Source organism: Pseudomonas sp. FW215-R2, from assembly GCF_058789255.1.
Genome location: NZ_JBYTBO010000025.1, coordinates 70861 through 83592, shown reverse-complemented (window position 1 = coordinate 83592; position 12732 = coordinate 70861). Strand labels below are relative to the sequence as shown.

The 12732-nt window shown below is 59.7% G+C and carries 12 protein-coding genes; 6 read left to right on the top strand and 6 right to left on the bottom strand.

Translation table 11 applies throughout. From position 1 onward, the window contains the following. Positions 1 to 97: 97 nt before the first annotated feature. Positions 98 to 565 carry a hypothetical protein gene (locus tag AC3WRD_RS26230; RefSeq protein ID WP_102622814.1) on the top strand — a complete coding sequence of 156 codons (468 nt, stop codon included), beginning with the start codon at positions 98 to 100 and terminating at the stop codon, positions 563 to 565. 252 nt (positions 566 to 817) lie between these two features. Here the strand turns inward: AC3WRD_RS26230 and AC3WRD_RS26225 are convergent, their stop codons facing one another. Continuing rightward, positions 818 to 1339, bottom strand: coding sequence for a GIY-YIG nuclease family protein (locus AC3WRD_RS26225; protein ID WP_173861766.1), 522 nt, complete (start codon positions 1337 to 1339; stop codon positions 818 to 820). Between the two features lie 562 nt (positions 1340 to 1901). Between AC3WRD_RS26225 and AC3WRD_RS26220 the strand changes: the two genes are divergently transcribed. Both AC3WRD_RS26220 and AC3WRD_RS26215 read left to right on the top strand, forming a co-directional pair. After that, positions 1902 to 2264 (top strand): DUF6124 family protein, encoded by a 363-nt coding sequence (locus AC3WRD_RS26220; protein ID WP_096820603.1) that lies wholly within the window; start codon positions 1902 to 1904, stop codon positions 2262 to 2264. 232 nt (positions 2265 to 2496) lie between these two features. After that, on the top strand, positions 2497 to 2832 hold the full coding sequence (locus tag AC3WRD_RS26215) for a hypothetical protein (protein ID WP_219737343.1): 336 nt from the start codon (positions 2497 to 2499) through the stop codon (positions 2830 to 2832). Positions 2833 to 2912: 80 nt separating this feature from the next. On the opposite strand, the gene AC3WRD_RS26210 is transcribed toward AC3WRD_RS26215, so the two are convergent. Next, positions 2913 to 3893 carry a GlxA family transcriptional regulator gene (locus tag AC3WRD_RS26210; RefSeq protein ID WP_102622172.1) on the bottom strand — a complete coding sequence of 327 codons (981 nt, stop codon included), beginning with the start codon at positions 3891 to 3893 and terminating at the stop codon, positions 2913 to 2915. Positions 3894 to 3999: 106 nt separating this feature from the next. On the opposite strand from AC3WRD_RS26210, the gene AC3WRD_RS26205 reads away from it, so the two are divergent. After that, positions 4000 to 4794, top strand: coding sequence for an SDR family NAD(P)-dependent oxidoreductase (locus AC3WRD_RS26205; RefSeq protein ID WP_102622138.1), 795 nt, complete (start codon positions 4000 to 4002; stop codon positions 4792 to 4794). A 126-nt stretch (positions 4795 to 4920) separates the two neighbouring features. Here AC3WRD_RS26205 and AC3WRD_RS26200 read toward each other — a convergent pair whose 3' ends face one another. The 4 genes from AC3WRD_RS26200 to AC3WRD_RS26185 form a co-directional block, all read right to left on the bottom strand. Further along, positions 4921 to 6033, bottom strand: coding sequence for an alkene reductase (locus AC3WRD_RS26200; RefSeq protein ID WP_102622139.1), 1113 nt, complete (start codon positions 6031 to 6033; stop codon positions 4921 to 4923). 153 nt (positions 6034 to 6186) lie between these two features. Then, a complete protein-coding gene (locus AC3WRD_RS26195) occupies positions 6187 to 8424 on the bottom strand; it encodes a xanthine dehydrogenase family protein molybdopterin-binding subunit (protein ID WP_102622140.1) in 2238 nt (745 codons plus the stop codon). Then, positions 8421 to 8894 carry a (2Fe-2S)-binding protein gene (locus AC3WRD_RS26190; RefSeq protein WP_102622141.1) on the bottom strand — a complete coding sequence of 158 codons (474 nt, stop codon included), beginning with the start codon at positions 8892 to 8894 and terminating at the stop codon, positions 8421 to 8423. Before AC3WRD_RS26190 ends, AC3WRD_RS26195 begins: the two co-directional genes overlap by 4 nt. Then, positions 8891 to 10156 (bottom strand): c-type cytochrome, encoded by a 1266-nt coding sequence (locus tag AC3WRD_RS26185; RefSeq protein WP_371858327.1) that lies wholly within the window; start codon positions 10154 to 10156, stop codon positions 8891 to 8893. The genes AC3WRD_RS26190 and AC3WRD_RS26185 overlap by 4 nt, the downstream gene beginning before the upstream one ends. 312 nt (positions 10157 to 10468) lie before the next feature. Here AC3WRD_RS26185 and AC3WRD_RS26180 point away from each other — a divergent pair, with 312 nt between their 5' ends. Continuing rightward, entirely contained in the window at positions 10469 to 11668 is a 1200-nt protein-coding gene (locus AC3WRD_RS26180; RefSeq protein WP_102622143.1) for an MFS transporter, read from the top strand. A 100-nt stretch (positions 11669 to 11768) separates the two neighbouring features. After that, positions 11769 to 12674, top strand: a complete 906-nt coding sequence (locus AC3WRD_RS26175) for a LysR family transcriptional regulator (RefSeq protein ID WP_102622144.1) — start codon at positions 11769 to 11771, stop codon at positions 12672 to 12674. Positions 12675 to 12732: the final 58 nt, after the last annotated feature.

Below are 12732 nucleotides of genomic sequence, written 5' to 3'. Positions count from 1 at the left end.
GGGCGGATTTATTTTAAAAATAAATCCGCCCCCTTTTTTGCTATTGGAATCCGTTTTCTGAAAATAAATTCGTCCCCTTTCCACATTAGGTTTTTCCATGTTTAACAGAAGCGATTTTGACAAACTCTCCGGGGAAGGAATGACTTATTGGAACGCGTGCGGTCGTTGTCGCGGTCTCTATTACGTCACCTATCCAGCAGTCGCCTTTGAATACCCCGACTCTGAAGAGACCATTCGCATAACTCGTGCGCCCAAACAGCAAGGCGAGAACGGACTGAAATTCTGGCTTCATGCGGAATGTGTAGATTGGCATCCAGATAGAGAAAGCTACTTCCTGGGCTACGTTTCTGACGCCAAGTTTGAAGAAATTTCGGAAGCTGTTTTCAATCAGATGGTCGCGGATCAGGCGCGGGATTTGATTGCTCCCCTCAAACAGCCGCTGCATGAGCCGAGCGGCTTCATCGGAGCGTTGTTGATGTATTCAATGAAGACGGAGTTCATCGTTTCACTGTTCGCGGAGTATGAAGAGGAGTACATCCATTTTTATTGGGACACAACATCATGAGCGGCAGGCAAGGGCCGAAAGCGGATGAAGTCGAACCCAGACTGTTGCCGAGAAGCGGCCGTTGCGAATGGCACGCTGATGGCTAGCGGCTACCTATTGCAACAGATAGGCCATTGCTTCCAGGCGGACGGGGCAGCACGCCGTATGGTTTGATTTTTTGTACATCCGCCTATCAGCGTTACGATAATGCTATGGACGAGAATGCGGACGAGTGACAGTGCGACGCGCCCATAAGCAATGCCAGTCAGTTGACTAGCCAATTTGTCGGTTGAAAACAGGCAATATACCGTGCCGTTTCATGTGGGCCGTCTGCAGATAGACCTCAATAAGGGATACCACCACCGGGTCAGAGATCGTAATGACTGCAATCCGTGCTTCACCGTCTTGAACGTGAGGCACTGGATTTTCGTCGTTCGCAAACCCTGTGAACCGATGGTTGGGATAGGTTCGCCAACCGTCTTCTCGGATGCTTGGCGTCTTAACATGGTCCCAGACCCGATGGTGCAGGTTGTTCCGGGTTGCCTTACCGATATAGAGGATTTGCCCTTCAGGGGTACCAAAAAAATACACGCCACTCTTGCATCCAACTCCATCGCCGGTGACCAGCATTCCCGCGTTTGTGGGGTCCGACCAGTCGCCGATGGCGGGACTGGCGTCACCAAAGGCGAGTTCTATTGTGACCTTGTCGAATATCGCAGGCATGGCCTGGGCAAGATCATTTACCAGGGTGAATGCTTCTTTGAAGTCCACTTTTTCCCTCTGTTCGCTATTCATTTAGGCCAGCTTTGGCATAACTTTTCAGTGGCGGCATCGGATTGCTGACGGGGAAAGCCGCGCTGATTTCCTCGGGGAACTTCATTTCTTACTTGATCCATGCGTGTGTCGACGAAGGGTAAACGCGATGGCGATAAACAGACCATCCTTCCAACAAGATCTTTCAAAAACAAAGGGTGAGGGCCGCTCTTGATCCACCCGTTTAACCACCCCAAAAAAACCTGTTTAAAAGACACCATCCGTTACGCCCTCAAGGCTACATCACCTTGCGTCATTGCCTACGACTACGCCAGAATCCGCTGGCTTGTGCGTCCAGGGCGCGGGTTTTATCGTTTCCGGGTCACTGAAAAACAGTGATCGGGTTTGGTAGCCCGGTTTACCTGTCGCATCGCAACACCAGTTTGCAGGGACTCTTTCGTCCTCTGTTTTATGGTGGCCATGCGTAGGGCGTCTTCGGACGCGCCGGGTATCCAGGTGACCGGTCTACCAACCTCCGTATGGCCACCACCCTCGTTTGGTAGCGAGGTTGATGGCTCCACTTTCTCACCCTGGAGTTACATCTATGATCAAACCAACACCCAACCCACCCGAAACCGACCCGGTTTCCCCCTACCAATTCCCCGATTCCCGAACCCTCAACGAAGCCGCCGAACGCGCCCTCGACCACTACCTCACCCCGCAACAACGCATCATGGGCAGTCACCACAAACACGATCCCATGTTCCTGGCCAACCCCGCCTACAACAGCGAATCCCTCCTGGCCAACGCCAGTGAATCCCTCGGCTCCGTCACCGAAATGCTCAACAACTTCGCTGCCATCCTGGAACCCGCCCACCGCAAAACCGCGCTGGGCATTGCGCAGGTGGTCATGGTTGCGGGGCTGGCGGTGAATCAGGCGCTGGATCATGTCGAGGTGAAGACCTGATCGGCTGATTGCTGTCGCTCAATAGCCGGAAAGAAAATGGCCGAGGTTGTCAGGTGTAGCTGACGACCTCGGCCATATTTTTATTTTTTTCAGCACATCTCAAAACAAAGGCAACAAAACAAAGATGCCTCTCTGACCGCTCTCTGCCCGATGATAGAATCCTGTTTTTGAAAAGGGAGTTTCATCTGTGGTGGCTGGAAAAAAGAATTGCCCCTATTGCGCAGAAGTCATCATGGCTGACGCCATTTTATGCAAGCACTGCCAATCCAACCTTGGGCAGAAAGTACGGATTGCGCCGGAAGCGGCACCACGGTCAGAAGGAAGAGTGCGCCTCCCCAGCAAACTTCTCGTTGGAATCATGACTGCCGTCACCTTGTACTGGGTTTTTGGTGTTTATCTCAGAGACAAGCCGCAAAACAACGAAGAAGCCCAAGTCCAGGATGCCATCGACCGATGCCGCCAGGAGGTAGAGAGCTACTCCGGCCCTGCACTCGGAAAAAGCGTAATCGCAGATGCCTGTCAGAAGCTGGAACACGAACTGCGCAAGAGTTTTAGCCACGCACCCTAGAACAAACCGATTACGAAGCCCGCCGTTGAGCGGGCTTTTTTGTTCTTGGGATCAGACCGGCATCCAGTTCGACAGCCTTGTCAGTCAGCGAGCTCTGAACTTTCCACCCGCTTGGTCACCACTTGGCGAGCATCCCGCCGTACCGCCTGCGGAGGCACGCCGAACCCCCGAATGAACGCTTCACGCATATGGCGCCGATCGCGAAAACCGGATTCGCTGGCGACCACATCGAGGGAATGTCGGCTTTGTTCGATCATCAATCGAGCGGCCTCCAGACGCAGGCCTTCGATGGCTTTGGCGGGGGATTGGCCGGTTTCTGCGCTGAATATGCGGGTGAATTGGCGAGGGCTCAGGTGCGCCACGCCGGCCAGTTCCTCGACACTGAGCGGTCGGCTCAAATGCTGTCGTGCATAGTTCAGCGCGCTTTGGATGCGGTCGGACTTGGGGGCGAGGTCGAGCATTTCCGAATGCTGCGACTGGCCGCCGGACCGGTGCTGATGCATCACCAGTTTGTGCGCCACCGAGCGGGCGACATCGGCGCCCAGATCCTTCTCCACCATGCCGACGGCGAGGTCGAGGCCGGCGGTCATGCCCGCAGAGGTCCAGAAGGGGCCGTCGACGATATAGATGCGGTCGACGTCAACGCTGATTTCGGGGTGACGCTTCTGCAACGCCTGCGCGTAGGCCCAGTGGGTCGTGGCGCGGCGTCCGGTCAACAGGCCGGCTTCGGCGAGGATGAAGCCGCCGGTGCAGATGCCGACAGTGCGCCGCGCCTGATTGCCGGCCTGACGCACGAAATCGAGCACCGCAGAGGCCGTATCGGTTTTTACCGGATCGTTGACCCCGACAACGATCCAGGTATCGGCCAGTCCGGGCGCCTCAAGCGGGCGGGTTTCCATGGCCAGCCCCAGTGAGGAGCGCACCATGCCGCCGTCCGGCGAGAAGTTTTCGACGCTGTAGAAGGGGTCTTCGGCGATCTGATTGGCAAACTCGAAAACGGCTTGAGTCGCCAGGGAGAGCACCTGGAAACCGTCGGTGAGCAAGTAGCCGATGCGATGCATGGTGTTTTCTCGGTTGTCCTGAATCACTACCATATACGTCATTTGAGATATGGCCAAGCCGTCGCATTCTGTTCTCCAGTACTTCCCACAACCCTGGAGACTCGACATGACTCAATCCCGCCTCGGTACCGCCCTGATCACCGGTGCGTCGTCCGGCATCGGTGCCATTTACGCTGAACGCCTGGCCCGTCGTGGCCATGACCTGATCCTGGTCGCGCGAAATCGCGATCGCCTGAATGTCCTGGCCAAGCGCCTGAGTGAAGAAACCGGCCGTCAGGTTGAAGTTCTGGCTGCCGATCTTTCCGACCGGGCCGATCTGGCACGGGTCGAAGATCGTCTCAAAACGGACGCCAGCATTTCTCTGCTGGTGAACAATGCCGGGGTTGGCGCGACTCAGCCCTTGCTGGACTCGGACGTCGACAAACTCGACGACTTGCTCACGCTCAACGTGAACGTGCTGATGCGACTGACTTACGCGGCTGTTCCAGGCTTCGTCGCCCGCGGCGGCGGCACGCTGATCAACATCGCCTCGATCGTGGCCATCGCCCCGGAGGTGTTGAATGGTGTTTACGGCGGCTCCAAGGCTTTCGTCCTCGCGTTCAGCCAATCCTTGCGTCATGAACTGGCGGACAAAAATGTCCGGGTCCAGGTGGTGCTGCCCGGCGCGACGGCCACCGAATTCTGGAGCGTGGCCGGCACACCGCTGGAGCACCTGCCGGAAGCGATTGTGATGCGGGCGGACGATATGGTGGACGCTTCGCTGTCCGGCCTTGACCAAGGCGAGTTCGTCACCATTCCGGCGCTTCCTGAAATCGCCGACTGGAATGCCTACGAGGCGGCGCGCCAGAAGCTGATGCCTGATCTGTCGCGCAGTGAGCCGGCTGCACGCTATCGCGACTGATGCAAAAAAGGGGACGGATTTATTTACTGAAAATAAATCCGTCCCCTTTTCCCGCTTTTCCCGTTGGCGCGCCGCTCCTGCCAGCCGGACAGGGATCCCAATGGGCGCACAGGTTGTCATGGAAAATCAGGAGTGAACCGGGTAATCCACGTAGCCACGCTGGTCGCCACCGAAGAAGGTGCTCGGGTCTGGGGTATTGAGCGACAACCCGTCGCGAATTCGCCTTGGCAGATCGGGGTTGGCCAGAAACGGCCTGCCGAACGCGATGATGTCCGCGCGGCCATCAATCAGGGCCTGTTCCGCCGTCTCGGGGTCGTAGCCTCCGGCGATCATCAGCACGCCATCCCAGGCCGCACGCAGCTGACTGATGATGGCATCCCAACGCGGATCGTAGTTTTCATCCTTGACGGTGCCTACGACGGCGGGCTCGACCAGATGCAGGTAGGCCAGTTTCCAGCGATTCAACGAACCCACGATATAGCCGAACGTTGCTTCAGGCGTCTCATCACCCATGCCCATGAAGCGCCCCATCGGCGTCAGACGAACGCTCACGCGCTCTTCACCGATTTCGTCGACCACGGCGGCGACCACTTCCAGCAACAGGCGTGCACGATTTTCCAGGTTGCCACCGTACGAATCTTCACGCTGGTTACTGTTGCTGTTGATGAATTGATCGAGCAGATAACCATTGCCCGCGTGAATTTCCACGCCATCCATCCCGGCGTTCAGCGCATTGCGCGCGGCCCGGCGGTAGTCGCTGATGATGTCGGCAATTTCCGACGTCTGCAGTGCGCGCGGTACCGGCACATCTCCCCAGATACCGTTGCCATCCGCGTCGACGATGAAGGTCTTGCCCGGTACGGGCAATGCGCTCGGGGCCACCGGCAATGCGTTGTCCGGTTGAAAGCTGGGGTGTGATACGCGACCCACATGCCAAAGCTGCATGAAGATCAACCCGCCGGCCTCGTGTATCTGGCTGCTGACTTCGCGCCACGCTTGCACCTGTTCATCGCTGTAGATTCCAGGCGTCCAGGCATAACCCTGGCCCTGGCGGGAAATCTGCGTTGCTTCGGTGATGATCAACGCGGCACTCGCACGTTGGCGGTAGTACTCGGCGTTCATGGCCGTCGGAATGTCGCCGGGTTGTCCGGCGCGCGAGCGGGTCAACGGCGCCATCGCCACTCGATGGGGGAGTGTGTAGGGGCCCAGGGCGATAGGGCGGAACAGGTGCTGCGTCATGAGTGTTCTCCAGTCTTTGAAAAGCGTCGGCAGAGGGTGTCGGACGTTGGGTTGGGTCTGGCACCGGATGGCCTTACGTTAAGCGGCTGCGCAGCGCTTGATAATCCATGCGTGTCGCTACGCTGCATTGCGTGAAGTGCAACGCTGCGACGTTCAGGACGGTTGATCCGAGCGGGTCAGGGGAAGGTTCAACCAGCGCCGGCCGGTGGCGTTCGCCACGGCATTGCCGATGGCCGCCGCCATCGGGCCCTGGACGATTTCGGCAGCCCCCAGAAACGGTTGTCCCGGTTGGTCGAGCAGATGAACGTCGACCTTTTTTGGTACCTGCGGGAAGCGCAGGATCGGGTAGCCACTCCAGTCGTAGCTGCGTATGCCGCCGGCGTCATAGGCGACTTTTTCATACAGTGTCCAACTGGTGGACTGGACAATCCCGCCTTCGACCTGGTTGCGCAGCCCATCGGGATTGACGATCTGTCCCACGTCCACTGCCGTGACGACATGATCGATCTGCACTTCGCCGGTCTGCGGATGCACCCGAAGACGCACGGCGATGGCGCAATAGCCCATGATGTTTTTGTAGCGAGCGAATGCGAAGCCGAGGCCCGTGCCAGGCTCGCTGCTTTTTTGCGGCCAGTCGACGGCGTCGCGAACCTTTTCCACCACGGCCCGTGCCCGGGAATCCGTCAGGTGTGCAAGGCGCAAGGCAACCGGATCGACCCCGGCCCTGGCGGCAAGCTCGTCCAGGCACGCTTCAATCGCGAAGATGTTGATGTGCGCGCCCAGCGAGCGCATGGCCGAGGTGCGAAACGGCATCTCGGTGACGAAATTCATGTTGATGCGTTTGGAGGCCAGCGCGTACAGCGGCACTGCATTGCGATCGCCGTCGCCTTCAGGTTGTGCGATCGGCACCGAAGGCGCGGAGACGAAGGGTCGAGCCAGAAGTCGCGCTGGAAGCAATCGTCCGGCATTGACGATGCGTTCGTTGTGCGGCGTTGTCCACAGTTCATAATTCCAGTCCTGCATTCTTCCGTATGCATCAAGGTTGGCTTGCACTTCGGTGACCATCGCTGAACTGTAAGGCTCCCAGAGGTTCTCCTGTTCGCGCATCCACTGCACTCGCACCGGCGTGCCCGGCAAGCGCATCGCAATCAACGCCGCGTCAGCCGCTGCATCGTCTGCGCCGTTGTGGCCATAACAGCCGGAACCCTCGGTATGGATACAGCGAACGCGCTCTGGCGGTAATCGCACCATTTCGGCGATCCCGGCACGCAGGGGATACACACCCTGGGTGTGGGTCCAGACGGTGAGGGTGCCGTCATTGAACCAGGCCACGGCGCATGACGGGCCGATGGAGCCGTGCATCAGATACTGCTTGGTCACGCGTGCGCGATAGCTGTTGTCGGTCGTACCCCGCGGCGTGCCCTCCTGGCTGATGGGGTAGCGGCGTGAGGGGAGGCTCTCGAGCAATGCATGAATGTCCTGCGCTTCGGGTATCGCCTGCCCGCCAGTCCAGCGCGCCGATTCGTATCCGCTGCGCATGGCTTTGATTGCTTGCCACTCGTCACGCGCCACTACGGCCAGATAGTTGCCGTCGCGAATCACCTGCACCACACCGGACTGCGTTTTGATCGACTGCGCGTCGAAGGCTTCCAGCGTGCAGCCTGGCCGAGGCGGGCGAATGACCCGGGCGTGCAACATGCCCGGCAGCCGTATGTCCTGAACAAACGCGGCGCCGCCGCTGACTTTGGCCGGAATATCCAGCCGTTGCAGCGAATGGCCGATCACCTTGAATGACGTCGCGGACACGCTCGGCGATTCGGGCTTGGCGTAGAGGTGCAGATCGACGTTTCTGACGGCATCGGCGTAGGACATTCTTTGTCCGGTGGGGCCGTGAATGATGCCTTCCCGAGTCGTCAGTCGGGCAGGTGCCATCTCCCAGCTTCGCCCGGCCGACGCCAACAGCAGCTCACGCACCTGTGCCGCCGCGTTGAACAGCGCGGTTCCGCTGTCGAAAATACTGTGGCTGCCGGCGGTATAGCCTTCGTTTGGCGTCAGTGCAGTGTCGGCGGTAAGCAGGTTGATCGCTGTCGGGGACACCTCCAGACGTTCAGCGGCAATTTGCAGCAAGGCTGTTTTGACGCCGGTGCCCAGTTCAACCTTGCCGGTGTAGACGGTGATGCCTTCAGGGCCGACGCGGATCCAGGCATCAAGCCAGGGGTTGGTGCGCAGGCTGCCGGGGAGGTCAGGCGCCAGCACCACGGTGCCAAGCGTATCGACTTCGGTGTCCGCCCAGGCACGCCGCGTTGCAGGCACCAGGGTAAACGCTACCAGTAAGGCGCCTCCACGCAAGAACGCGCGGCGACTGTAATCGACCTCTTTGACCCCTGTCATGGTGCGCTCCCGTTTTGCCCGGCCACCAGGCTGATCGCTTCGATAATCCGCAAGTGAGTGCCGCAGCGACACAGGTTGCCTGCCATGTGCTCGCGAATGGTCTGTTCGTCCGGGTGTGGGTTGCTTTCCAGCAACGCCTGCGCGCGCATCAACATGCCGGCAATGCAGTAACCGCACTGGGCCGCCTGTTTGTCGATAAAGGCTTGCTGCAAAGGGCCGGGGTGTTCGACGGTGCCGAGGCTTTCGACCGTTCGGACTTTTTTGCCATCGAGGCCCGCGCAGGGTGTCAGGCAGGAAAAGACAGGCTTGTCATCGACGATGACGGTGCAAGCGCCGCATTGCCCCAGGCCGCAGCCGTACTTGGCGCCGTTCAACCCCAGATGATTGCGCAGCGCGTAGAGCAGCGGCATGTCAGGTTCCAGCTCCAGAGTCTGGACGGCGCCGTTGACGTTGAGCGTGAGTTGGGTCATTTCGTCTCCTGACGTAGCGCTTCGAGGGTGGCAGAAAGGTCGGTCCAGGGCTGGTCGGGTCTGGCTTGTCGACGCAGGTATGTCGCCAGGGCTGTGAGTTGATCGTTGTCGAGACTGGCGGCAAACGGCGGCATCACCGGCCCGGGCAAACCCGGTGTTGCCGGGACACCTTCGAGTACCGTTTTCAGGAAGTTGCGCGGGTGTAAGGCTTGCAGCGCTGAGGTGCGATCCAGCGACGGACGCCCGTCGATTTCGCGCATCGGTGCTGCGGAGGCATGGCAACCGGCGCAGGCGCTGGCGAACAGCAAGGCGCCCGTGGACGGATCTGAAGGGCCTGCATTTGTCGTTGCGACATGCGTTTCGGTGATCGTTTTTTTTGCCGGCAGGCTCAGCAGATATTCGGCAATCGCCTGTGCATCACCGACCGGCAAGCTGGCCAGACCGAGGCTGACCGGGCGCATCGGGCCGGCCGCCGTGCCGTGTCCGTCCACCACTTCTGCCCGCAGGTAGCTCACCAACTGATCGTTGCTCCACGCGTTTGCACGGTGAGCCATGCCGAGCAGCGATGGCGCTTCCCAGCCATCAACAGCACCGCCCGACAAGCTTTCGCCGGACTTCTCGGCACCGATCAGGTTCAACGGAGAATGACAGCCTGCGCAATGGCCGGGCCCTTCGACGAGGTAACGCCCACGATTCCAGGCATCAGACTGCTGCGCCATCGGCGTCAGTGGTTTTGCATGCAGGAACAGCAGATTCCAGAACGACACCAGCGGGCGAATGTTCATCGGGAAATTCATGCGGTTCTCGCGGGCCGGCGAGTTCACGGCCGGGCCGCTCATCAAATACGCATAGGCGTCGGCGATGTCGTCTGCGGTCATGCGCCGGTAGTGAACGTACGGAAAGGCCGGGTACAGGAAGTGGCCGTCGCGGGCGATTCCTTCACGCATCGCCCGTTCGAACGCCGGCAGCGACCATTGCCCAATGCCGGTCTGCGGATCGGGTGTGATGTTGGTGCTGTAGAGCGTGCCGAACGGCGTCACCAGGGGCAGTCCCCCCGCCAGGTATTGGCCGCCGGGACGTGTATGACACACCGCACAGTCACCGGCCTCGACCACTCGCGCACCGCGCTGCAGTTGCTCGGAACTGAATGTTCGCGGGCGTTCGACGGGCGCAATCGCCGGGTGCCACATCAGTACGACGGCCCCGATTGCACCGACCGAAGCGAGGACTGCTGCGCTGATCCATAGAGGCCTGGATCTCAAGAGCCTGCTTTTCATGAGGGTTTGACACACGAGAGGCGCGCGGCGGGCATTGATGACGGATTCGGGATCATGAACAGCTCCTTGTGCGACCGGGGGAAGGGCGCCGATGGGGAGCCCTGCGCCAGGTGCCCAAGGGTAGAGAAGGCGCTGGTGTTCGAGTATTGCCGGGCCGCGCAATAGCGTATTGCGCCAACCGCAACGCTCTGGGCGTTGCGGATGGCGCATCACTCAATTGCCCGAAGGATGGATTCTCGGTGTCGACCGGAGCCCTTAGCCTTGCCATCACTTTTACGAATCAGATGAGGTGTCACCATGCTCACGGGTAACCCGGCTGCGGCGGCCAAGGCCGAACAATCCGCTTCACTCTCCGGTCTGATGGTCGCGTTCCTTGCGTTTTGCTGTGGCGCGGTCGTGGCCAACCTCTATTACGCTCAACCTATTGTCGAACTGATCGCGCCGCAGATCGGTCTGTCCAGCGCCAATGCCAGCCTGATCGTTTCACTCACTCAAATGGGTTATGCGTTGGGTCTGTTGTTGCTGGTGCCGCTGGCCGATCTCATGGAGAACCGACGTCTGGTGGTGGGTTTCACGCTGGCGGCGAGCGTGGCCCTGATGTGTGCCGGCTTCACGCATTCGCCATCGATGTTCCTCGTTTTGTCGTTGCTGATCGGTCTTACCTCGGTGGCGGTGCAGATTCTGGTGCCACTCGCAGCGCATCTGGCGCCCGAAGCAACCCGTGGCCGCGTGGTGGGTAACATCATGAGCGGTCTGTTGCTGGGCATTCTGCTGTCGCGTCCGCTGTCGAGCCTGCTGGTGGAAGTGTTCGGTTGGCGCGGGGTGTTTTTCAGCGCGGCGGCACTGATGGCCTTCATCGCCCTGATCACCGCGATTGCGCTGCCGCGTCGTGTTCCGACACATCAGGCGACTTACGTGGCGTTGATCGGCTCGGTGTTTGCGCTGGCCCGTCGTCATCCGGTTCTGCGCCAGCGCTCCTTGTATCAGGGATTGTTGTTTGCCAGCTTCAGTCTGTTCTGGACCCTCGCGCCCATCGAGCTGATGCGTCACCACGGTTTCAGCCAGGTACAGGTTGCGATTTTTGCATTGGTCGGCGCCGTCGGTGCAGTCGCAGCGCCGATTGCCGGACGCCTGGCCGATGCCGGGCATGGCCGGCGCGGGACACTCGTTGCACTGCTGCTGGCACCGGTCTCATTGTTGATCGCCGCGTTGCCCGGCAGCAGTTACATCTGGCTGGTGGTCTGTGCGGTGCTGCTGGATTTCGCCGTGCAACTGAACATGGTGCTGGGCCAGCGTGAGGTTTACGCCATCGATCCGCATAGCCGTGCGCGCCTCAATGCCGTGTACATGACCAGCATTTTCGTGGGCGGGGCGTTGGGATCGCTGGTGGCGAGCCCCCTCTACGAGCATTTCGGCTGGCACCTGTCTGCCGTCACCGTGGCATTGCTGCCGGCACTGGCCCTGGCGATGTTCCTGGGGCGCAAGGCAAATGCCTGAGGAACTGGCATCGAAGAGTCCGAGGGGGCACGGTCATACAAGACGCCTGGCGTTCGGTGATGCACAATCATCGCCGTTCCTTTTTGACCGGGTTGCGCTTATGGACAAGTTACTGGCACTGAAGATGTTTGTTGAAACCGTGCGGTGCGGCGGATACTCCTCTGCGGCGCGCAAACTCGGTATTTCGACTTCATCGGTGACTCGCCAGGTCGCGGGGCTGGAACACGAACTGGGTGCCAGTCTCCTCAACCGCACGACTCGCAACACCAGTGTGACCGTCGCCGGGCAAAACTATTTCGAGAAGGCCGTGGCCATTCTCGATGCCATCGACGAGGCTGACGCGGTCGTCGCCGACCGTGGAAGCGAGGCGCAAGGGCGCTTGCGCATCAGCGTTCCGGTGGAGTTTGGTCGAAGGATCATCGCCCCCCATCTGGGCCGATTGCTCGAGCGACATCCGGGACTGGAATTGAGCATTTCGTTGAGCGATCAGGTCAGCGACCTGCTGAGCGAGCAGATCGATGTGTCGGTGCGTCTCGGGTCGACAGTGGTCAGTGAAGACATCGTCAGCAAGCGGGTCGGCGCGTTCGAACGCTGGGTGGTGGCCAGTCCGGATTACCTGAGCCGTCACCCGGTGCCGTGTCATCCCCGTGACTTGCTTGAGCACTCTTGCCTGCGCTTCGATTACGGTGGCCCGCACCAGAACTGGACGTTCCAGGGTGATGAGGAAACCCTCCAGTTGAATGTGCACGGCCGCCTGCAAAGCAACAATGCCGACATCCTGCGAGAAGCGGCAGTGGCGGGTGGCGGGGTGACATTGCTGGCCGATTGGCTGGCGCGCGACGATGTCGCTGCAGGCCGGCTGACGCGATTGCTGGCAGGTTATGAGATCAATCCCGGCAGTGCGAGCAGTTGCATCAATGTGCTGTATTTGCCCAATCACCGGGGTTCAAGCCGGATCAATGTGTTCATTGATTTTCTTGAAGAGCTTCTTGCGTCAGGTTCATAGACCTCACGTACGACATCCATGTCCCTTTGATGTCGTCACAGTGGCGTAGGAAGTCTCC

Excerpts from the sequence above, each read along its gene's own strand:
- AC3WRD_RS26210 (WP_102622172.1), bottom strand. The coding sequence starts at position 3,893 with ATGCATCGCATCGGCTACTTGCTCACCGACGGTTTCCAGGTGCTCTCC.
- AC3WRD_RS26180 (WP_102622143.1), top strand. The coding sequence starts at position 10,469 with ATGCTCACGGGTAACCCGGCTGCGGCGGCCAAGGCCGAACAATCCGCT.
- AC3WRD_RS26195 (WP_102622140.1), bottom strand. The coding sequence starts at position 8,424 with ATGACAGGGGTCAAAGAGGTCGATTACAGTCGCCGCGCGTTCTTGCGT.
- AC3WRD_RS26225 (WP_173861766.1), bottom strand. The coding sequence starts at position 1,339 with ATGAATAGCGAACAGAGGGAAAAAGTGGACTTCAAAGAAGCATTCACC.
- AC3WRD_RS26220 (WP_096820603.1), top strand. The coding sequence starts at position 1,902 with ATGATCAAACCAACACCCAACCCACCCGAAACCGACCCGGTTTCCCCC.
- AC3WRD_RS26190 (WP_102622141.1), bottom strand. The coding sequence starts at position 8,894 with ATGACCCAACTCACGCTCAACGTCAACGGCGCCGTCCAGACTCTGGAG.
- AC3WRD_RS26230 (WP_102622814.1), top strand. The coding sequence starts at position 98 with ATGTTTAACAGAAGCGATTTTGACAAACTCTCCGGGGAAGGAATGACT.
- AC3WRD_RS26205 (WP_102622138.1), top strand. The coding sequence starts at position 4,000 with ATGACTCAATCCCGCCTCGGTACCGCCCTGATCACCGGTGCGTCGTCC.
- AC3WRD_RS26175 (WP_102622144.1), top strand. The coding sequence starts at position 11,769 with ATGGACAAGTTACTGGCACTGAAGATGTTTGTTGAAACCGTGCGGTGC.
- AC3WRD_RS26200 (WP_102622139.1), bottom strand. The coding sequence starts at position 6,033 with ATGACGCAGCACCTGTTCCGCCCTATCGCCCTGGGCCCCTACACACTC.
- AC3WRD_RS26215 (WP_219737343.1), top strand. The coding sequence starts at position 2,497 with ATGGCTGACGCCATTTTATGCAAGCACTGCCAATCCAACCTTGGGCAG.